The organism is Nocardia sp. CWNU-33 (assembly GCF_046764895.1).
Lineage (GTDB): Bacteria > Actinomycetota > Actinomycetes > Mycobacteriales > Mycobacteriaceae > Nocardia.
The window spans coordinates 185,171-204,723 of sequence record NZ_JBKOQN010000009.1; the positions used below are offsets into that span (position 1 = coordinate 185,171).

The window sequence follows — 19,553 nt, forward strand, 5'->3', positions numbered from 1 at the left end:
GACCCAGGACTACAGACCGGCAGTGTCCGCCGGTTTCACAACGCGGCGAGAGGCCCTCCGCGGCGGCGCATGAGGTGCATGTCCGATGAGTAGCGGGCCTGGGGTAGACCGTCGGCCAGGCGACAGCGACAACCGGGACGAAGATCGGGATGACGAGCCGCAGGTGCTCGATGCGCGGCTGCTGCCTGCGACGCTGTGTTGTTGGGGCGCAACGATTGTGGCGGTCACCGGTGGGTGGGTGGTTGGGCTTGTGGTCGCAGCTGGGTTGTCGGTGCTGGCGATCGGGTTGTGGGTGTTGTTGCTGTGGGCGGTTGCGCACCGCAGTGAACGTTGGCGGGTCGTCGCGGTGGTCGCGCTCGCGGCGGTGTTGCTCGGGATGGGGTTCGCGATCGCGGGGGCGTGGCGGGAGCATCGGGTGGCCACGCATCCGTTGCGGACAGCGATCGGTGCGTCGGTGCGGGTTGTGGCGACACCGATCGATGATCCGAAACCGGTGCGCATCAATTCGTTCGCGGGCGAGCGGCGGTGGACGGTGCGCGCGGAGCTGCGCGAGTACCGGCAGGGTGAGGTGACCGTGCGGACCGGTGGTGTGGTGGTGATTCTGGCTTCGGGTGTGGAGTGGGCGCAGCTATTGCCCGGCGGGCCGGTCGAATTCCGCGCGCGAATAGATCAGCCGTGGCATCAGGATCTTTCGGTTGTCACGTTGCGGGCGCTCGGTCGGCCGGTCGTGGTCGGAAGGCTGCCGTGGTGGCAACGCGTGGCCGCCGCGGTGCGTACGGATTTCGCTGCCTCTGCGTCTCGTGCCCTACCTTCGGATCCAGCCGGACTGCTGCCCGCACTCGTCGTGGGGGATACTTCGGCATTGCCTGATGACGTGCGGGAAGAGTTCAAAATAGCTGGACTGCAACATCTGTGCGTCGTCAGCGGTGCGAACTTCACTATTCTGCTCTCGGTAGTGCTGCTCGTGGTGCGTGCCCTCACCCTCGGTCCACGTCTTGCCGCGATGGTCGCAGCGGCGGCGTTGCTCATGTTCATTGTGCTGGCCAGGCCGGATCCCAGTGTGTTGCGGGCCGGTGCGATGGGCGCAATCACCTTGTTGGCACTGGTCACCGGTCGCAGGAAGCAGGCGTTGCCCGCGTTGTGCGCGGCGGTTCTCGGACTGCTTTCGATATGGCCCGAGCTGGCCGTGCGGGCCGGTTTCGCGCTGTCCGTTGTCGCCACGGCCGGCTTGATACTCCTTGCGCCCAGCTGGGCCGATTGGCTGCGCGCCCGCGGTTGGTGGCGGATGCCTGCCGAAATCGTCGCCGTGTCGGCAGGCGCGTTCGTGGTGACCACTCCGCTCATGGTCGCGCTGACCGGACAGCTCAGTCTCGTGGCAGTTCTCGCGAATGTTCTTGTCGCACCTGTTGTCGCGCCGATCACGGTGATCGGCGCAACCGGTGCTGTGTTGTCGTGTATCTGGCAACTGCCCGCCGAATTGGTTCTGCGCTGTGCGGGACCACCGATGTGGTGGCTGCTGACGATTGCCGAACACGCGGCAGGAATACCCGGCGCGACGATCGACATTCCCGGTGGCTTGTTCGGCGGTTCGATCACCGCCGCAGTCGTTGCGGTATTTGTGTGGTCCCTACGGTCGGCCATCGTGCGCCGACTCGCGGCCGCAACATTTCTCGGGATCGCGGCCGTCTTGTTTCCCCTCCGGATCTGGCACCCATGGTGGCCACCATCCGGCTGGGTTCTTGCCGCCTGCGATGTCGGACAGGGAGACGGGCTAGTCCTGTCGATCGGCGATGGTGCCGCGATAGTGATCGACGTCGGCCCGGAACCCCGTGCCATCCGCACCTGCCTCGATCGCCTCCATATCACCCGAATCCCCCTGCTTGTCCTGACCCACCCGCACGCCGACCACATCGGTGGCCTCACCGGCGCACTCGAAGGACGCTCGGTCGCAGCACTGGCCGTCGGCCCCGGCGAACTCCCCGCAGTACCCGGTTTGCGTCACATCGCGGCCAGCGTCAACGGCGGCACAGGTGATGACACCGATAGTTCAGCGCCTGCGGCCAACTCGCACGTCACCCCCGGTGACCTGTGCGGCTCGATCAGCGACCCGCGTGCCGCGACCGATGGCCCGCGCGCCTCGCCTAGTGAACGGTGTGCCTCGATCGGCGACCAGTGCGGCATGACGGAGGGCTGTCCACACGCCACACTCGGCGACCCATGCAGCGCGACCGACGATCCGCCTCCGAGAACCGCCGACTCATGCGCCATGACCGGCGATCCGAGTGCGACTACGAGTGGGCCGCGTGCCTCGTCTGGCGATCCGCGCGGTTCGACCAGTAAGCCGCGGGCTCCGACCAGCCACGCGCGTGCCGCAACCAATGGGCCGGTCCAGGTCGCAACCGCTGCCGCGCGGGCAGGTGTTCCTGTCGTGGAACTGTCGGCGGGATACGTAATGAGCTTCGGCGCAGTCGAATTGATGGTTCTCGCGCCGACAGCATCTCTGCGACCGTCAGCGGGCACCGCGGCAGCCGATGACGCCAACGACCGGTCGGTCGTCATCGCCGCCACCACGCCCGCGGGCCGGATCCTGCTGACCGGCGACATCGAGGCTCCCGCCCAACACCGCCTATTGAACTCCGGAGCCCCGGTCCAGGCCGACATCCTCAAGGTCCCCCATCACGGATCACGAACCACCGCAGCGGAATTCTTGGCCGCCGTCCACCCTCGCCTCGCGATAGTCAGCGTCGGCGCGGACAACACCTTCGGTCACCCGCATCCCGGCTTACTCGCCGACTTGGCGCGCGCCGGCAGCGGCGTGATCCGCACAGACCAGTTGGGCGACGTCGTGATCACCGGTGCAGGATCGAATATGCAAGTGGTGACATTGCGCTGAATTGTGGCTCGGTTCTCGCCGCCATGGTGGTCGGCAGCCCTCAGCGAATCCAATCGCACTCGCAGACCTTGTCCGGAGATCTTTCTGGGCCTCCATCCAGTGCGTTTACGCACTGGATGGAGGCCCAGGATGGACTACTTTCGACCCACCTCTGCGGGCTTCTCAGGCGGTGGCCTCAGATGCACCAGACGACACTGCCGAGAGGGAAGCACAGTGCGATTGAGCCACCGGTGGTTGGAGTGACCGAGGTCGATGTGGGCTCAGCGGATGGAATCGTGCTGGCCGAAGCGGCGGGAGCTGCGATCACACCCAGCGACAAAGCCATGGCGGTCGCGGCGAGGATTTTTACGGTTCTGGTAGCCATTTTGCTTCCTTTGGTTTGGATAAACTTCTTACTTCAATAACTCATCACCCTCCTCAGTGTGGCCCCGGCAGTCGACGAATGCCAGACTGCGTCAAGAAATACCGCTGACCTCTTTTATCCCCTATAGTCCGGCCGAAGTTGATCACCTGGGTTCGGTGTATGATCGTTGCGCTCTGGAGACCGAAGCTTATTCGGAATGTTGCCGAGCAAACTGAAAAGAAACACTTTCTTCATCCTTTGCTCGCACCTCGCGATAGTCGGCGCCGGTGTGGACTACGCCTTCGGTCACCCGCGTCCCGGTCTACTCGCCGCTCGGCGCCGTCGGCAGCGTCGTCATCCGCACCGATCAGTCGGCGACATGGTGATCATCGGTGCAGGATCGAAAGTGCGAGTGGTGACATTGCAATCGGTCGGATCTCCTTAGCAACGAGGAGGTGGCTCGGCATGCGGGAGCAACGAAGAAAGCTCGGCATGCGGGAGCAACGAGGAGGTGGCTCGGCATGCCGGAGCAACGAAGAAAGCTCAGCATGGGGGAGCAACGAGGAGGTAGCTCGGCATGCCGGAGCAACGTGAATGCGGCTCAGCATGCGGGGCTGAGCATTCGGGCATCACAACCGCAAACCACAGCCGAAACGATAGCTGGACCAGCCGAAACGGCGAAGTTGTGCGCCGAAGTGCATATGCGGAGATGATCGCATCAGCCCCGCCTCTGCGGGCTTCTCAGGCGGTGGCCTCAGATGCACCAGACGACACTGCCGAGGGGGAAGCACAGCGCGATTGATCCATCCGTGGGAGTGGCCGAGGTCGACGTGGGCTCAGCGGATGGAACCGTGCCTGCTGATGCCGCGGGAGCTGCGATGACACCCAGGGACAAGGCCATGGCGGTTGCGGCGAAGATTTTGACGGTTTTGGTAGACATTTTGCGTCCTTCGGTGTGGATATATTTCCGACTGTAATAACTAATCACCCCTCTTCAGTCTTCACCCAGCCGATGACGAATGCCAGCCGGGGAAAGAGATACCGTTGACCTCTTTTATCCCCCGAAAACCGGCCGAAGGTGACTACCTGAAGTTCGGCCTTGATCGTTGCGCATTGGATACCGAAACTTGCTCATAATGTGTCTGAGCAAAACTGAAAAGAAACACGGTCCGCTCGGCTGGCGTCTACCCGCGTCTCGCGATAGCCAACAATCGCTGGACCGGCCACAACACCCAAGTTGCGAGCTGGCGTGCTGACAATCTGACGGACAGCTTGGATCAGAGGCATGTGTGACAAACGTCGGGGCGTTGATCGGGTGTTGCTCGCCCGGGCCCGGGCTGCTCTCTTTTGCGTCGGTGCCGGCAGCTCTGGCCGGGACAGCGCGCAGCGTGGTCATGGCAAAGCTGTCGGTGGCGGACCGTAGGATCGGGCCCGTGAGCGAGCGCGGCGAGCCAATCAGGGATATGGCGCCTTCGGGTGCGCTGGAGCCGAGTGCCGGCGAGGTGCGGTCATGAGCGAGTGCAGCGAGCGGATCATGTCGAGGTCGGTTGCCCGCACCAGGGAGCCCAGCGTCAGCGGGGTGGGGTCGTGAGCGAGCGCGCTGCGGCGGTGCACTTGGTTCTCGGCGAAGAAGAGTTGTTGATCGAGCGGGCGGTCGCGCAGATCGCTGCGCAGGTTCGGGCGGGTGCGCCGGATGGTGACGCGGTGCCGGTTGATCGGTTGCGGGCGGGGGATGCCAGCACTGCTGAGCTGGCCGAGTTGTTGAGCCCCTCGTTGTTCGCCGAGGAGCGGTTGATCGTGTTGGAGTCGGCGGCCGAGGCGGGGAAAGATGCCGTCGCGGTGATCACCGAGGCTGCCGAGGATCCGCCCGAGGGTGCGGTGCTGGTGGTGTTGCATTCGGGAGGCGGCCGGGCCAAGGCGCTGGCGCCTGCGCTGCAGAAGATGGGCGCCGAGGTGCACGACTGCGCCAAGCTGACCAAGGCGACCGAGCGGGTCGAATTCGTGCGCAACGAGTTCCGGGCCGCGGGGGTGCGGGTGTCGGGCGAGGTTGTGCAGGTGATGTTGGAGGCGGTCGGTTCGGAGCTACGTGAGCTCGCCGCCGCGTGTTCGCAGCTTGCCGCCGACACCGGCGGCAAGATCGACGTCGCGGCCGTTCGCCGCTATTACTCCGGGAAAGCGGAGGTCTCCGGCTTCGACGTCGCCGAGTTGGCCGTCGCGGGCGACCGTCCCGGCGCGATGGAAGCACTGCGCTGGGCCAATGATCGCGGCGTCCCGCATGTCCTCCTCGCCGACGCACTCGCCGACTCCGTACACACCATCGCCCGTGTCGGCTCCGCGGGTCGCGGCGACCCCTTCAAGCTGGCCCAACAGCTGGGCATGCCCCCATGGAAAGTGAAGAAAGCCCAAGCCCAGGCCCGCGGCTGGAGCTCGGCAACCATCGGCTCCGCCCTCCAAGTGGTCGCCACCCTGAACGCCGACGTCAAGGGCGGCGCCGCCGACCCCGACTACGCCCTGGAACACGCTCTCACCCAGATCCTGGACCTGCACTCCGCAGGTTGACCGAAGCGACGCGCTTTTCCGGCCGGTCTAGTGAACGGGGCTTCGGGCTGTTCAGTGCACCGGCCATCGTGGCCACAGCGGCATGGATTTCCTTGACAACCGCCGGACACTCGACGTCTGTGGGCAGATGCCGATATCCCGGCGAATGGCCGCGTGAAGGCGACGTTTTCTCCTCGACCACCAATCGATCGCGCCGCGGAAGTAGTTGACATCTATCGAAAGCTCCCCGCCGCCGCCCACCCCGACCCCGATGGACGTCGCGCACCGCAATGTCGTGCTCTCCGACCGACCGCGTGAACGGGGCTTTGGCCTGTTCAGCCCGACGCACCGGTCATCGTGGCCCAGGGCGACATGTTTTCCCTGATAGCCGTCGGACCCTTGTGTGCTCCGATGGCGGGGACTTGCTGCGCACCTCCGGCTCGTCCGACAACCCGACCGTCGAATTCCGCACTCTCCCGGTGCTGCACTACGACGTGCGCGCCGCCTTCGGCGCGCACATCCCGACCACCAGGTCGAGCACCCCGTCCACAAAGCCCGCCGATCAGGCCACCGACACCGCCTCGACCACTGGATCGGTCACCGCCACGCCGGATGTCGGCACGCCGTCGACAGCACCATCACCGGCGATGCTGTCCCCTGCGTCAACTGACCGGTCGGCCATGGCGAACGTCCGTTGGGCCGAACGATCGTGTGCCAATCGCCTGCGGCATGGACAGACCGACTCCACCGACGGTGCGCTGGTCCTGGATCATGCGAGTACTGTCGACGTCGTTCGATTCCATCCTGGGGGTTTCCTATGTTGATTTGGGGCTGGCGACGCACCGTCCAGCAACTCGCCATGCTGACGCTGGTATGCGGCAACTGCCACAATCCGGCGGCGCACGCTCTGCGCAAACTCGTCACCAAGTTCACGCTCTTCTTCATTCCGCTCTTCGCGCTGAAGACCAAGCACACCGTGCAGTGCACGTGGTGCGGAGCGGAATCGGAAGTGCCTCACCAGCGTGTCCCCGAACTGCTGCACCAGGCGCAGACGGCGGGTGCGTGGCAGCCACCTGCCCCGGCGACGCCGGATCAGCATTATCCGAGATAAGGCGTTGCCTCACACCGCTTTCGGTGCCTGCACCAGTGCCGCCGTGGCCCGGCGTACCAGCGGCAGCATCAGGAGCAGGGTGGGGAAGGCGATGGGCCAGGACACCGCCCACGAGCGCAGCCACATCCCGACCGCGAGGCCATCGCTCATCAGGGTGCTGATCAGGGAGACGATGCAGGTCATCAGGATCGACAGCAGCATCGGCATGAGCACCGACGCATAGCGGGCGGGCAGCTTGAAACCGGTGCGGGAGTTGGTGTTCGCGGAAGTCATCGGTTCACTCCGTAAGGTCGTCACAGCAGCGATTCCGCCGGGCGGCAGAACCGGTGCGTTGGTTGACGTGAACGCTTACGGCGACGCGATGTCGCGGCACCGAGCATAGGGCAGCGGTTCGCGGCGGTGCAAGCCAGCTCTGCACCGCCGCGAATCGTGCCGAATTCAGTTGCGCTCTTGCACCTTCAGGTCGCCGAAGGTGACGCTCTGCGTCATCGGCCTGGCCAGGAACTCGTGCGGGAAACCGAGGTCGATAGCGCTGGCCTGTTCCAGCCGAGCCACCTGCGCCGGGTCGAACTCGACATCGAGGGCACCGAGGTTGTCCTCGAGCTGTGCGGCTGTGCGGGCGCCGATGATCGGTGCGGTAACTGCGGGGTTGCGTAGCGTCCAGGCGAGCGCCACTTGCGACGGCGCCTTACCCAGTTGCGCCGCAACCTCTTTCACCACATCGGCGATGGCAAGACCGCGCGCGGTGAGCGAGCCGTTGGCGGCGGCCACATTCTTGCGTGAGCCTTCCGGCGATGCCTCCGCATCATCCGCCAGGTCGGCGCTGCTGTACTTGCCGGTCAGCACGCCGCTGGCCAGTGGCGACCACGGGATCACACCAAGACCCATTTCCTGCGCCATAGGAATGAGGTCGCGCTCGACGGTCCGTTCGATGAGGCTGTATTCGATCTGCAACGCAATCAGCGGTGACCAGCCCCGCAGATCCGCGATGGCCTGCATGCGCGAGACCTGCCACGCCGGTGCGTCGGAAATGCCGACATAGAGCACTTTGCCCGCACGGACCAGGTCGTCCATCGCGCGCAGGATCTCCTCGACCGGGGTGCGGAAATCCCAGGCGTGCAGGTACAGCACGTCGAGGTAGTCGGTGTTCAGCCTGCGCAGGCTCGCCTCCACCGAAGCGAACATGCTCTTGCGGTGGTTGCCCCCGGAGTTGGGGTCGCTCGGTCGCCGCAGCATCGTGTATTTGGTTGCCAGCACAAGGCTTTCGCGATTGTCCGCGGTGAACTCGCCGAGCAGCTGCTCGGAGGTGCCGTTGGTGTACTGGCTGGCGGTGTCGATGAAATTGCCGCCACGCTCCACATAGGTGTCGAAAATCTTGCGGGCTTCGTCCTTGTCGGCGCCCCAGCCCCAGTCGGCGCCGAAGGTCATGGTGCCGAGGGACAGCGGGGAAACCCGCAGCCCCGAGCGGCCGAGCAGCCGGTAGGTGTCGAGGGTGAGGCCTGTGGACATGTCGGGCTCCTGTCGTCGTTCGTTCGACAGCAAGTCTGGAACGGCGCGAGGCCGACGATAAGGGAAGGTTCTTCCTGGGAAAGCCAGTACCACCCAGCCGTAGGATCGAAGGTGATGACTGGCACGGTGAACGCGACACAGGAACTTGCGGCCTTCCTGCGGGCCCGGCGGGAGCGCCTCACCCCCGGTGACCTCGGGCTGCCCGAGCGCAGGCAGGCCCGCCGCACGCCCGGCCTGCGGCGCGAGGAAGTCGCCGAATTGGCAGGGGTCAGTATCGATTACATCGTCCGCCTGGAGCAGGGGCGGGGCCTACGACCGTCCGCCGACGTGCTGGAGGCGCTGTCGCGTGCGTTGCGGCTGGACACCGACGAACGCGCCTATCTGTTCGACCTGGCCCAGCAGCGTCAGCCCGACACGGGCAAACCGAGCACGGTGGCCGCGCCCGAGCTCGTCATGCTGGTCGAGGATCTTTCCCCGCTGCCTGCCATGCTGGTCAATCATCGCTACGACATTCTGGCGTGGAACCGGGAAATGGCCAGGTTGATCGTCGATTTCGACACCTTGCCGCCGGGCCAGCGCAACTCGATGTGGCTGTGCCTGATGCACCCTGATATGCGCGACTTCTATGCCGACCGGGAACGGATCATCCGAGAAGGCATCGCTGACCTGCGAGCCGCCTGGGCGGCGCATCCCGACGATCAGGCCCTTGCGGACCTGATTGCCGAGTTCACCCGCAGCGAGGAATTCGCACGGGCCTGGGACAGGCATGATGTGCGGGTGAACGGTCGCGGCCGGAAGCCATTGCGGCATCCGGTGGTGGGGCCTTTGGTCGTCAACTACGAAGTACTGATGCCGATCCAGGACCCCGACCAGCGGATCATCATCTATCGAGCCGCGGACGCCGATTCCCAAACGGCGCTGGACCGGTTGGCCGAGTCCTGAGAACTACTCGACGGAGGCGAGCGTCAGCTCGTCTTCCTCGTCGGAGTCCTCGTAGCGGCCGTCCCATTCCTCGTAGAACGGCACGTCGTCGTCACGGGTGACGATCCACTCCAACGAGTACGCGCCCTCACCTGCGGGAACCATGATGTTCTCGATCTTCAGACCGATCTGGAGAACGTCGGCAGCCCGGATGACATCGGGCAGGTCCTCGGACCGAACCACGGTCTGGTTGGCATACAACGTAATGGTGTTGCGGTCGCCGTCCAACGGTAACTCCAATCATTGGTGAAAACATTGCTGACGAGTGCCCTCGCCTGGCAGACACTACCGCCGATTCGGAGGACGCCGGGCGTTTGCCCGAAACCGATCACACACCATTCTCCTGCCGCGCTCGTCCCCGCAAGATCACGGCCTCGGCGGTGCGCCGACACGGCGTCGTGTGGCCGTCTCGTTTCGGTGGGCACGACAAAAGCCGCCGTGGTCATCGAGGCCACGGCGGCTACGTCAAAAGCACATGCGGTATCTCGCGATACCGGCGGACTAGATCTTGTTGAGGGCCAGCGCGAGCGCCGACTTCTTGTTGGCAGCCTGGTTGGCGTGGATGACGCCCTTCGAGGCAGCCTTGTCCAGCTTGCGGCTGGCGAACTGCAGCTGCTCGGCAGCTTTGTCCTTGTCGCCTGTGGCCGCGGCCTCGCGGAAGCTGCGGATCGCAGTGCGCAGAGCGGACTTGACCGACTGGTTGCGCTTGCGCGCTTCCTCGTTGGTGCGGATCCGCTTCATCTGGGACTTGATGTTGGCCACGCCTGTTTCCTCGTGTTCCTGTCGCTGAATGGACTGTGCTGGAAAAGTTTGCGAGCGTGCGACACACCCGAAGTAAATCGGTAACGCAACGCCGAAGATCGAGGGTACCAGCCACGGCTTGGCACACGAAATCGGTGCATCCGGCGCCCGAGCCACCGCTGCGGACCCGCCAGTTTGTCGAACAGAATTTTTACCCGCAACGCGGGAGTGATGCAAGAAATTTACCTGTGTCTCACACGGCAAAGCCGCTGCATGGCGCACGATTCTTGCATGACCTCCGCCTCGCCGCCGCGATCGGCCCGATCTCCTGTGCCGCCGCCGGTCCGGTCGAACGGACGTGCGGGTGGCCATGGGCGAGCACCTTCCACCGGACTGTTCGAGGGCTATCGACCCGGCCGTTATGACCAGGCCTTCGACGAGATGTTCGACAGCTCGGGCCGGGTCCGGCAGCCCTACAAAGGCATCTTCTCCGCGCTCGCGCCCATCGACGTCGCGGATCTCGCGGCGCGTTCGGACGCCCTCGATCGCGCCTTCATCAATCAGGGCATCACGTTCTCGCTGTCGGGTCAGGAGCGGCCGTTCCCGCTGGATCTGGTGCCCAGGGTCATCGCGGCCGCCGAATGGAACAAACTGGAGCGCGGCATCAAGCAGCGGGTGACCGCGCTGGAGCTGTTCCTCGCCGATATCTACGGCGAGCAGAACATTCTGCGCGCGGAGGTGATCCCGAAACGCCTGGTCACTTCCTGCCAACATTTCCACCGGGAGGCCGCCGGGCTGGTGCCGCCGAACGGCGTGCGCATCCACGTCGCGGGCATTGACCTGGTTCGCGACCAACACGGCGAATTTCGGGTCCTCGAGGACAACCTGCGTTCCCCATCAGGTGTCTCCTATGTAATGGAGAATCGCCGCACCATGGCGCGGGTCTTCCCGGACCTGTTCTCCTCGCATCGGGTGCGTGCGGTGGGTGACTATCCGAGTCATCTGATGCGGGCGCTGCGCGCTTCGGCCGCGCCGAACGGGGCCGATCCGACGGTCGTCGTTCTGACCCCCGGCGTTTACAACTCGGCCTACTTCGAGCATTCGCTGCTGGCCAGGCAGATGGGCGTGGAGCTGGTCGAGGGCAGGGACCTGTTCTGCCGGGACAACGTCGTATACATGCGCACCACGGCGGGGGAGCGGCAGGTCGACGTGATCTACCGGCGCATCGACGACGCTTTCCTCGACCCGATGCACTTCCGCCCCGATTCGGTGCTCGGCGTCGCGGGTCTGCTGAATGCCGCACGCGCGGGCAATGTCGTCGTCTCCAGCGCGATCGGCAACGGCGTCGGCGACGACAAGCTGATCTATGCCTATGTACCGACGATCATCGAGTACTACCTCGGCGAGAAGCCGGTGCTACCGAACGTCGACACCTACCGCTGCTGGCTGGACGACGAGCGTGCGGAGGTGCTCGACCGGATCGGTGAGTTGGTGGTCAAGCCGGTGGAGGGGTCCGGCGGCTACGGCATCGTCATCGGACCGGACGCCACGCTGCGCGAGTTGGACGCCGCCCGTCGCAGGATCAAGGCGGACCCGCGTGGCTGGGTCGCGCAGCCGGTGGTTCAGTTGTCCACCGTGCCGACCAAGATCGGCAACGAACTGGTGCCGCGCCACGTCGACCTGCGGCCTTTCGCGGTCAACGACGGTGACGACATCTGGGTGCTGCCCGGCGGGCTGACCCGGGTTGCGCTGCCGGAGGGCTCCCTGGTGGTCAACTCGAGTCAGGGCGGCGGCAGCAAGGACACCTGGGTGTTGTCCGGACGCGACTCGCTCGCCGACCGGGAACTGGCGGGTGCGGAGCTGGTCAGCGAACCGCCGCAATCGGATTCGCGTGAACTCGGCCGGGAACTGACTGCCGAGCAGTCGAATCAGCAACAGCAGCAGCAACAACAAGAGCAGCGACAATCCGGTGCGAGGGTGGTGCGCTGATGCTGGCCCGCAATGCCGAATCGCTGTACTGGATCGGACGCTACGTCGAGCGTGCCGACGACACCGCACGCATCCTCGACGTTGCGGTGCATCAGCTGCTGGAGGATGCAACGGTCGATCCGGACCGTACTTCGCGAGTGTTGTTGCGGGTGCTCGGTATCGAGCCGCCGGAGGGCGAACTCGATGTCTGGTCGGTCACCGATCTGGTGGCGTTCAGTCCCGAGCACGGTGCGTCGATCACCAACTCGATCGCAAATGCTCGCGAGAATGCCAGGGGCGCAAGAGAAGTCGCCTCCAGCGAAATGTGGGAGTGCCTGAACGCCACCTACATCGGGCTGGCGGCCGCCGAACGCGCCGCCCGCAGCCTCGGGCCGCACGAGTTCTTCCACTACATCAAGGACCGGGCGGCGATGTTCGCCGGACTGTCGGATTCGACGCTCAGTCGCGACGACGGTTACCGGTTCCTGCTGCTCGGCCGCTCCATCGAACGTGCGGATATGACTGTGCGGCTACTGCTTTCGCGAGCTGGTGACCGCACCTCGTCACCGGCCTGGGTGACGGTGCTGCGCTCGGCGGGCGCGCACGACACCTATCTGCGCACCCATCGCGGTGCGCTCGACGCCAATCTGGTGGCCGAATTCATTCTGCTCGACCGGCTTTTCCCGCGGTCACTGTTCCATTCGGTGCGGGTTGCCGAGGACTGTCTCGCCGAACTCGACCAACGGCCGACCAGCCGGGTCGGCGCACGGCACGAGGCACAGCGACTACTCGGCCGGGCCCGCAGTGAACTCGAATTCCTGCCGCCCGGTGTGCTGCTGGAGGACCTGCAGAATCGGTTGCTGCTGCTGCAGCGGAACTTCCGCGAGGTCGGCGAGGCGATCGCGCTGCAATATTTCCATGCCGCGCCATGGGTGGCGTGGACCGATCTGCGCAGCAGTCACGACAACCACGCGCAGGTGGAGGGAGAACTGTGAGCTGGCGGATTCGGGTGGTGCACACCACCGGTTATGTGTACGACGCGCCGGTCACCCGGTCGTTCAACGAGGCCCGGCTCACCCCACGCGCCGACAGCAGGCAGAACGTCATCCTCAATCGGGTAGAGACGGTGCCCTCGACCCGCTCCTACCGCTATACCGACTATTGGGGCACCGCGGTCACCTCCTTCGACCTGCATGCGCCGCACACCGAATTGGAGGTCACCGGCTCCTCGGTGGTGGAGACCGAGCCGTTCGCCGGTCCGGCCGAGGAACTGGGCTGGGAAGAGCTGCGCCGCGAACAGATCGCCGACCGGTTCGACGAAATGCTCGCCGCCACCACCTATGTGCCGACGGATCGGAAACTGGCGACCGTCGCGCGGCAGCTGGCGCGCGGGGTGCCACCGGCGAAAGCTGTGGTGCGAGCAGCTGAATGGGTGCATCAGGAGATGACCTACCTGGCCGGAACCACCTCCGTGCACACCTCGGCCGTGCAGGCGTTCGCCGAGCGGCAAGGCGTCTGCCAGGACTACGCGCACCTCACCCTTGTCCTGTTGCGCAGCATGGGCATACCGAGTCGCTACGTCTCCGGGTACCTGCATCCGCATCCGGAGGCCGAGATCAACACCACGGTGGCCGGTCAGTCGCACGCCTGGATCGAGGCATGGACCGGCCAGTGGTGGGGCTATGACCCGACCAACAACATCGCCATCAACGAACAGCACGTATCGGTCGGGGTCGGCCGCGATTACGCGGATGTGCCGCCGCTGAAGGGAATCTTTTCCGGTGGCGGCTCTACGGACCTCGAGGTCGTCGTGGAGATCACCCGTCTCGCCTAGACTGCGGCCTTTTCGCGCTTTATCCAGTCGCCGATGCCTGCGAATCGGCGATCGGCCGTGTTCTGGGCGCACCCGGCGAGCCACCGAGGTGTCCGGGAAATCGGTCGTCGCAGGTCGAGGGTTGTTGTGGAGCACTACTACCTCGCGTAACGTCCCGAACGGATCGACTACTTCGGCACTATCGAACGCAGCAGGACCTCAGGCAGAACCAGTGTGCTCCCCGTGCACGCGGGGTGTTCTCTCGGAAGGTGACATGTATGCCCACTGCTCAGGAAGTCATCGAGGAAGCCACAGAGCTAGCACCGACTCCCGACTCCAAGAAATGGGCCGCCGAAGCGCTCGGCACGTTCGTTCTTGTCATCGGGGGTGTCGGCACCGCGGTGCTGGCCGGTCAGCGGGTAGGTGCGCTCGGTGTGGCGTTCGCCTTCGGGCTGACCCTGTTGTTCTTGGTGTATGCGATCGGGCCGATCTCGGGCTGCCACGTGAATCCGGCGGTGACCGTCGGTCAGCTGCTGCTCGGCCGGTTGTCGGCGCTCACCGCGGCAGGCTACGTGATCGCCCAGCTCATCGGCGCGTTCCTGGCCGGTCTCGTGCTGTTCGCCCTCGCGAAGAACCTGCCGTCCTACGATCGCGCGGCCGACGGGCTCGCCGCCAACGGCTGGGGTAAGCACAGCCCGTCGGCGAAGACCGGTCCGCTCGGCAAGGTCATCATCGAAAACGGCTACGGCCTGGCCGCGGTGATCATCATCGAGGTGATGCTGACGGCGCTGCTGGTGTTCGTGGTGCTCGCCTCGACCGACCAGCTTTCCGACGTCCCGCTGGCCGGCCTCTCGATCGGCGTCACCCTGACCGTCATCCATCTGGTCGCGATCCCGGTGGACAACGCAGCGATCAACCCGGCCCGCGCCCTCGCCGTCGCGCCCTATCAGGACGGCGCGATGGGCCAGGTCTGGGCCTTCGTCGTCTTCCCACTGATCGGCGGCGTCCTCGGTGCGCTGGTCTACGGCCTGCTCTTCGGCCGCTCTCGCGAAATGATCAGCTGAGCATCCGGCCTACCGAACTACCCGAGCCCGGGTCGCACGTTCCGATGGACGTGTCGGCCCGGGCTCGTGCGATGCCGGCCGCTCCCGCGAAGTGATCAGCGGAGTTCGTTCGGTGAGCACGTCGCTAGCGGACCGCTCCCGATTCGGCCGCAGCACCGGATCGAGGTGCCGCGCCGCAGGTCAGCGTGACCAGGGCGGGGATCGGGAACAACAGCAGGAAGAGGTTCGGGATCCACCAGGTGAGGCTGAAGTCGCCGCGCAGGGCCCAGAATGCGATCGCCTGGAGTCCCGCGGTGCTGGTCAGGGTGAGCGACACCGTCATCAGCGTTCGCGAGCCGTTGCCGCGGCACAGACTGGCGAGGCCGGTTGCGCTGGCGGCCAGGTCGAGCGCGACGAACGAGAAGTTCCAGTCGCTGAGCACCGGATCGGTGTAGTCCTTGTACGCGAATTCCGGCGGGATCAAATGGGCGAAGGCGATCGCCCAATAGATCAGGAAGCCGATGTCGGTGATCAGCATGGCGACCTTGGTCGGCCCGAGCACCCTATCGATCATTCTCAGCTCCAGTGGTATTCGATGACCAGCCGGTGTGCGACCAGGTCGAATGTCTTGCGCTCTACGATGGCGCCTTCCCTACGGATGCCGTCCTCGGGCACATCGAGCACCCGATCGAGGCGGACCCAACTCGGCCTGCCCGCGTGATCCCAACTGCCGCTGCCGATCCCGACCCAATTGCGGTCGTGCGCCCGCTCCGGATTCGACGAAAGCATCAGCCCGAGCAGGGTCTTGCGATCGCGCCCGACGACCAGGACGGGACGGTCCTTGCCGTTATTCGGGTCCTCTTCGTAGGGAACCCAGGTCCACACGATCTCGCCGGGGTCGGCGCGGCCGTCCAGCTGTGGTGCGTAGACGATCTGTCTGGCGCGCTCGGCCGTCGGTACGGGCCTGGAGGCAGTGGGGCGCACAGCGACGGCGGGTGTCCTGCGTTGCGCGATCGAGCCGACCGCACGTTCCAGCAATGACGAGCGTCGCAGCTTGTCGACAAGCTGCGGTCCCTGCTGTTTGACGATCTTGGGACCCTGTTCCTTCGCGATGAGGCCTAGCTGCTTGCCGAGAGAGTTCCAACTTCGGGCCATCTCTGGAGAATAACGGCGCGCCGCCGTTCTCACATCCGCGCGGGAATTCGACTGGTAAGGCGGCGAATGTGCCGATCGCGCGGCGCAACGGGGGACACCTGATGGCTCGGTCAGATCGACTGTGACCTGGACAACGGCCAACCGATGGCGATCGCTCTACACCGCCCATGGGACGATAGACGACAGTTTGCCGATACCAATGAGGAGTGGAGTGCCCGCCAGCTTCGCCGACACGACGTTCACCGATCCCGCGCGGATCCGGAACTTCTGCATCATCGCGCACATCGACCATGGAAAGTCGACGCTGGCCGATCGCATGCTGCAGCTGACCGGTGTGGTCGAAGAGCGGCAGATGCGCGCCCAGTATCTGGACCGGATGGATATCGAGCGCGAGCGCGGTATCACCATCAAGGCCCAGAATGTCCGGCTGCCGTGGCAGGTGGACGGCACCGATTACGTGCTGCATCTGATCGACACACCCGGCCACGTCGACTTCACCTACGAGGTGTCGCGGGCGCTCGAGGCGTGCGAGGGCGCGGTGCTGCTGGTGGACGCGGCGCAGGGTATCGAGGCGCAGACGCTGGCGAATCTGTATCTCGCGCTGGACAAGGATCTGACGATCATCCCGGTGCTGAACAAGATCGACCTGCCCGCCGCCGACCCCGATCGCTACGCCAGCGAGATCGCGCACATCATCGGCTGCGAACCCGACGATGTGCTTCGCGTTTCCGGCAAGACCGGCGTCGGTGTCGCGGAGCTGCTCAACGAGGTGATCAAGACCGTCCCCGCGCCGGTCGGCGATCCGGATGCGCCCGCCCGCGCGATGATCTTCGACTCCGTCTACGACACCTACCGTGGCGTGGTCACCTACGTCCGTGTGGTGGACGGCAAGATCGTGCCGCGCGAGAAGATCAAGATGATGTCCACCGGCGCGACCCACGAACTGCTCGAGGTCGGCATTGTCTCCCCGGAACCCAAGCCCACCCAGGGTCTCGGCGTCGGCGAGGTCGGCTACCTGATCACCGGTGTGAAGGACGTGCGCCAGTCCAAGGTCGGCGACACCGTGACCGCCGCTCGCAACGGCGCCACCGAACCGCTCACCGGTTACCGCGAGCCGCGCCCGATGGTGTACTCGGGTCTCTACCCGGTGGACGGCTCGGATTATCCCGATCTGCGTGACGCCCTGGACAAGCTGCAGCTCAACGATGCCGCGCTGACCTACGAGCCGGAAACCTCCGTGGCGCTCGGCTTCGGCTTTCGCTGCGGTTTCCTCGGCCTGCTGCACATGGAGATCACCCGTGAGCGGTTGCAGCGCGAGTTCGATCTCGACCTGATCTCCACCGCGCCGAACGTGGTGTACCGCGTGGTGATGGAGGACGGCACCGAGCACATCGTGACCAACCCCTCGTACTGGCCGGAAGGCAAGGTGCGCACCGTCTTCGAGCCGGAGGTGAAGTGCACTGTCATCTCGCCGAGCGAGTTCATCGGCTCGATTATGGAGCTGTGTCAGCAGCGCCGCGGCGACCTGGGTGGCATGGACTACCTGTCGGAGACCCGCGTCGAGCTGCGCTACACCATGCCGATGGCCGAGATCATCTTCGACTTCTTCGATTCGTTGAAGTCGCGCACCCGTGGTTACGCCAGCCTCGACTACGAGGAGTCGGGCGAGCAGATTTCGCAGCTGGTCAAGGTGGACATCCTGCTGCAGGGCGAGGCGGTGGACGCGTTTTCCGCGATCGTGCACAAGGACGCCGCCCAGGCCTACGGCAACAAGATGACAACCAAACTGCGCGAGCTCATCCCGCGTCAGCAGTTCGAGGTGCCCATCCAGGCCGCCATCGGCTCGAAGATCATTGCCCGCGAGAACATTCGCGCCATCCGCAAGGACGTGCTCGCCAAGTGCTACGGCGGTGACATCAGCCGTAAGCGCAAGCTGCTGGAGAAGCAGAAGGAAGGCAAGAAGCGGATGAAGACCATCGGTCGCGTGGAGGTTCCGCAGGAAGCCTTCGTCGCGGCGTTGTCTTCGGACGCGGCGTCCGATAAGCCGAAGGGCAAGTAGTAGTAGACGGGGTTGGGGCGCATAATGAGTGGACACAGTTGCACTGCGTCCATGATTTATGGACTCGTCGCTGGTAGTGCGTGGGTTGCCGACTGAATCGCGTGCCGAGCAGATGCCAGGAGGAGGGCGATGACTGCGGTGGAGCCGGATCCAATCCTCACAACCGAGTTCGAATCGATCGCCCGTGCGGTCGAGCGCGAGACAGCGGGTGTACATGTCGAGCTGATCGGCGGACGACTGGGGGTCAAGCGAGTGCCCGATGGCGACCATGGTCGGATCCTCAACTGGCTGCTTCTGCTGCTGCTACCGCTGAACCCGGGGCTGTTTCTGCATGTCATAGGGCAAGGGTTGGCCGTGGGGGCTTATCGCAAAGGTCGGGCACGTCCTGATGGCATTCTGGCGCCGCTCGATGCATTTGTGGGTGCTGGTGAATGGGCCTCACCTGAGGCTGTCGCGATGACCGTCGAAGTCACCTCGCATGACTCGGACACCAATCAGCGTGATCGGGTGGAGAAGCCGATTGCGTATGCACAAGCCGGGATTCCGATCTATCTGCTCATTGATCGTCAGGCCGGCAAAGTTGTAGTACACAGCCAGCCTGATGAGGATGGCTACTACCAGGACACCCACAGCTATGCCTTCGGACGCGAGGTGACGCTTCCCGCTCCGGTCGACATCACGCTGGACACCACGCCGCTCAAAGACTGGGTCGATTGAGTTCCGTCTGGGACTCCGGTGTTGCGATCCATACCCGAAGACGGGTGCTACCGAGCAGGCTGTGGTCGAGTTCGGCTGTGCCCGAATGAAGTTCGGCTTGTTGGCGGACCAGTGCGAGCCCCAGACCCGAACCGTGGGAGCCAGGACCTTTGACGAAACGGTCGAAGGCGTCGGGGCGCAAGTCGTTGTGGATGCCGGTGCCGTCGTCGTCGATGAGGATTTCGACGCCCGCGGTCGGATCGTCCGTGTTGGGATCGCCCGTGGTCGGGGCGGCATAGTTCGTGTCACCCGTGGTCGAGTTGGTGGCGCTCGGCTTGTCTGCACTGCACCGGCGGGCCGCGACGGTGATGGTCCGCGCGTGGCCGTGCTGCACCGCATGCGGGCCCGGCTCGGTGGGCAGCGGTTCGACCTGCTCGATGCGGACAGGTCCGGGAGGCAGCGGCATATCCGGCGGCGCCTGGATGGTGCAGACAATGGTGGGGCCGCCGGGTTCGGCCGGCAGCGGTGGGGGGCGGACGCGGCGCCCGCGACGATGGCGGCCGCCCCGCCTGTGAGTGCCGTCCCGGTGAGGACGGCGGCGATGCGGGCTCGGCGGCGTCGGGTGAGTGCCGTCATGCTGAGGTCTCCTTCGCTGCGATGCTGCCGACCGATCGACGGCGCGAGATCGAAGGTAGGTAGTGGA

19 protein-coding genes are annotated in these 19,553 nt (G+C 65.1%); 12 read left to right on the forward strand and 7 right to left on the reverse strand.

Annotation, left to right across the window (positions count from 1 at the left end):
- The first annotated feature begins 85 nt into the window (after window positions 1–85).
- The 5 genes from ACLMAL_RS14985 to ACLMAL_RS15005 all read left to right on the forward strand — a co-directional run bounded on the left by ACLMAL_RS14985 (window position 86) and on the right by ACLMAL_RS15005 (window position 6,885).
- Window positions 86–2,893, forward strand: a complete 2,808-nt coding sequence (locus tag ACLMAL_RS14985) for a ComEC/Rec2 family competence protein (protein ID WP_411999616.1) — start codon at window positions 86–88, stop codon at window positions 2,891–2,893.
- A gap of 239 nt (window positions 2,894–3,132) precedes the next feature.
- Window positions 3,133–3,297, forward strand: coding sequence for a hypothetical protein (locus ACLMAL_RS14990; RefSeq protein ID WP_411999617.1), 165 nt, complete (start codon window positions 3,133–3,135; stop codon window positions 3,295–3,297).
- Between the two features lie 1,526 nt (window positions 3,298–4,823).
- Window positions 4,824–5,795, forward strand: coding sequence for a DNA polymerase III subunit delta (gene holA / locus ACLMAL_RS14995; RefSeq protein WP_411999618.1), 972 nt, complete (start codon window positions 4,824–4,826; stop codon window positions 5,793–5,795).
- Window positions 5,796–6,196: 401 nt separating this feature from the next.
- Window positions 6,197–6,598, forward strand: coding sequence for a hypothetical protein (locus ACLMAL_RS15000; RefSeq protein WP_411999619.1), 402 nt, complete (start codon window positions 6,197–6,199; stop codon window positions 6,596–6,598).
- Window positions 6,592–6,885 carry a hypothetical protein gene (locus ACLMAL_RS15005; RefSeq protein ID WP_328410570.1) on the forward strand — a complete coding sequence of 98 codons (294 nt, stop codon included), beginning with the start codon at window positions 6,592–6,594 and terminating at the stop codon, window positions 6,883–6,885. The genes ACLMAL_RS15000 and ACLMAL_RS15005 overlap by 7 nt, the downstream gene beginning before the upstream one ends.
- Before the next feature lie 9 nt (window positions 6,886–6,894).
- On the opposite strand, the gene ACLMAL_RS15010 is transcribed toward ACLMAL_RS15005, so the two are convergent.
- Both ACLMAL_RS15010 and ACLMAL_RS15015 read right to left on the reverse strand, forming a co-directional pair.
- On the reverse strand, window positions 6,895–7,158 hold the full coding sequence (locus tag ACLMAL_RS15010) for a DUF2798 domain-containing protein (RefSeq protein WP_411999620.1): 264 nt from the start codon (window positions 7,156–7,158) through the stop codon (window positions 6,895–6,897).
- Window positions 7,159–7,323: 165 nt separating this feature from the next.
- The gene (locus tag ACLMAL_RS15015; RefSeq protein ID WP_328410574.1) at window positions 7,324–8,394 is read right to left on the reverse strand and encodes an aldo/keto reductase; all 1,071 of its coding nucleotides are present in this window, start codon (window positions 8,392–8,394) and stop codon (window positions 7,324–7,326) included.
- Window positions 8,395–8,508: 114 nt separating this feature from the next.
- Here ACLMAL_RS15015 and ACLMAL_RS15020 point away from each other — a divergent pair, with 114 nt between their 5' ends.
- Window positions 8,509–9,336, forward strand: a complete 828-nt coding sequence (locus ACLMAL_RS15020; protein WP_411999621.1) for a helix-turn-helix domain-containing protein — start codon at window positions 8,509–8,511, stop codon at window positions 9,334–9,336.
- A 3-nt stretch (window positions 9,337–9,339) separates the two neighbouring features.
- Here ACLMAL_RS15020 and ACLMAL_RS15025 read toward each other — a convergent pair whose 3' ends face one another.
- Window positions 9,340–9,603, reverse strand: coding sequence for a hypothetical protein (locus ACLMAL_RS15025; protein WP_328410577.1), 264 nt, complete (start codon window positions 9,601–9,603; stop codon window positions 9,340–9,342).
- Between the two features lie 273 nt (window positions 9,604–9,876).
- Window positions 9,877–10,137 carry a 30S ribosomal protein S20 gene (gene rpsT / locus ACLMAL_RS15030; protein ID WP_328410579.1) on the reverse strand — a complete coding sequence of 87 codons (261 nt, stop codon included), beginning with the start codon at window positions 10,135–10,137 and terminating at the stop codon, window positions 9,877–9,879.
- Between the two features lie 270 nt (window positions 10,138–10,407).
- Between rpsT and ACLMAL_RS15035 the strand changes: the two genes are divergently transcribed.
- From ACLMAL_RS15035 to ACLMAL_RS15050, 4 genes are all read left to right on the forward strand, one after another.
- Complete coding sequence (locus ACLMAL_RS15035) at window positions 10,408–12,105, forward strand: circularly permuted type 2 ATP-grasp protein (RefSeq protein ID WP_411999622.1); 1,698 nt, start codon at window positions 10,408–10,410, stop codon at window positions 12,103–12,105.
- Window positions 12,105–13,079, forward strand: coding sequence for an alpha-E domain-containing protein (locus ACLMAL_RS15040; RefSeq protein ID WP_411999623.1), 975 nt, complete (start codon window positions 12,105–12,107; stop codon window positions 13,077–13,079). Before ACLMAL_RS15035 ends, ACLMAL_RS15040 begins: the two co-directional genes overlap by 1 nt.
- Complete coding sequence (locus ACLMAL_RS15045) at window positions 13,076–13,918, forward strand: transglutaminase family protein (RefSeq protein ID WP_328410583.1); 843 nt, start codon at window positions 13,076–13,078, stop codon at window positions 13,916–13,918. The genes ACLMAL_RS15040 and ACLMAL_RS15045 overlap by 4 nt, the downstream gene beginning before the upstream one ends.
- 257 nt (window positions 13,919–14,175) lie before the next feature.
- The gene (locus ACLMAL_RS15050) at window positions 14,176–14,961 is read left to right on the forward strand and encodes an aquaporin (protein ID WP_406237194.1); all 786 of its coding nucleotides are present in this window, start codon (window positions 14,176–14,178) and stop codon (window positions 14,959–14,961) included.
- 124 nt (window positions 14,962–15,085) lie between these two features.
- On the opposite strand, the gene ACLMAL_RS15055 is transcribed toward ACLMAL_RS15050, so the two are convergent.
- Both ACLMAL_RS15055 and ACLMAL_RS15060 read right to left on the reverse strand, forming a co-directional pair.
- A complete protein-coding gene (locus ACLMAL_RS15055) occupies window positions 15,086–15,514 on the reverse strand; it encodes a DUF5360 family protein (protein WP_411999624.1) in 429 nt (142 codons plus the stop codon).
- A 2-nt stretch (window positions 15,515–15,516) separates the two neighbouring features.
- Window positions 15,517–16,095, reverse strand: coding sequence for a type II toxin-antitoxin system PemK/MazF family toxin (locus ACLMAL_RS15060; protein ID WP_328410589.1), 579 nt, complete (start codon window positions 16,093–16,095; stop codon window positions 15,517–15,519).
- A gap of 199 nt (window positions 16,096–16,294) precedes the next feature.
- On the opposite strand from ACLMAL_RS15060, the gene lepA reads away from it, so the two are divergent.
- Together lepA and ACLMAL_RS15070 are read left to right on the forward strand one after the other, a co-directional pair.
- Window positions 16,295–18,154, forward strand: a complete 1,860-nt coding sequence (lepA, locus tag ACLMAL_RS15065; protein ID WP_328410591.1) for a translation elongation factor 4 — start codon at window positions 16,295–16,297, stop codon at window positions 18,152–18,154.
- Between the two features lie 129 nt (window positions 18,155–18,283).
- Window positions 18,284–18,871 (forward strand): Uma2 family endonuclease, encoded by a 588-nt coding sequence (locus ACLMAL_RS15070; RefSeq protein ID WP_411999625.1) that lies wholly within the window; start codon window positions 18,284–18,286, stop codon window positions 18,869–18,871.
- Here the strand turns inward: ACLMAL_RS15070 and ACLMAL_RS15075 are convergent.
- Window positions 18,852–19,316 (reverse strand): sensor histidine kinase, encoded by a 465-nt coding sequence (locus ACLMAL_RS15075; protein ID WP_411999626.1) that lies wholly within the window; start codon window positions 19,314–19,316, stop codon window positions 18,852–18,854. The genes ACLMAL_RS15070 and ACLMAL_RS15075 overlap by 20 nt on opposite strands.
- Window positions 19,317–19,553 lie beyond the last annotated feature (237 nt).

Coding starts and splice junctions, on each gene's coding strand:
- ACLMAL_RS14985 (WP_411999616.1), top strand. CDS start 86: ATGAGTAGCGGGCCTGGGGTAGACCGTCGGCCAGGCGACAGCGACAAC.
- ACLMAL_RS15020 (WP_411999621.1), top strand. CDS start 8,509: ATGACTGGCACGGTGAACGCGACACAGGAACTTGCGGCCTTCCTGCGG.
- ACLMAL_RS15005 (WP_328410570.1), top strand. CDS start 6,592: ATGTTGATTTGGGGCTGGCGACGCACCGTCCAGCAACTCGCCATGCTG.
- ACLMAL_RS15055 (WP_411999624.1), bottom strand. CDS start 15,514: ATGATCGATAGGGTGCTCGGGCCGACCAAGGTCGCCATGCTGATCACC.
- ACLMAL_RS15010 (WP_411999620.1), bottom strand. CDS start 7,158: ATGACTTCCGCGAACACCAACTCCCGCACCGGTTTCAAGCTGCCCGCC.
- ACLMAL_RS15070 (WP_411999625.1), top strand. CDS start 18,284: ATGACTGCGGTGGAGCCGGATCCAATCCTCACAACCGAGTTCGAATCG.
- ACLMAL_RS15040 (WP_411999623.1), top strand. CDS start 12,105: ATGCTGGCCCGCAATGCCGAATCGCTGTACTGGATCGGACGCTACGTC.
- ACLMAL_RS15050 (WP_406237194.1), top strand. CDS start 14,176: ATGCCCACTGCTCAGGAAGTCATCGAGGAAGCCACAGAGCTAGCACCG.
- ACLMAL_RS15035 (WP_411999622.1), top strand. CDS start 10,408: ATGACCTCCGCCTCGCCGCCGCGATCGGCCCGATCTCCTGTGCCGCCG.
- ACLMAL_RS15075 (WP_411999626.1), bottom strand. CDS start 19,316: ATGCCGCTGCCTCCCGGACCTGTCCGCATCGAGCAGGTCGAACCGCTG.
- ACLMAL_RS15015 (WP_328410574.1), bottom strand. CDS start 8,394: ATGTCCACAGGCCTCACCCTCGACACCTACCGGCTGCTCGGCCGCTCG.
- ACLMAL_RS15060 (WP_328410589.1), bottom strand. CDS start 16,095: ATGGCCCGAAGTTGGAACTCTCTCGGCAAGCAGCTAGGCCTCATCGCG.
- lepA (WP_328410591.1), top strand. CDS start 16,295: ATGAGGAGTGGAGTGCCCGCCAGCTTCGCCGACACGACGTTCACCGAT.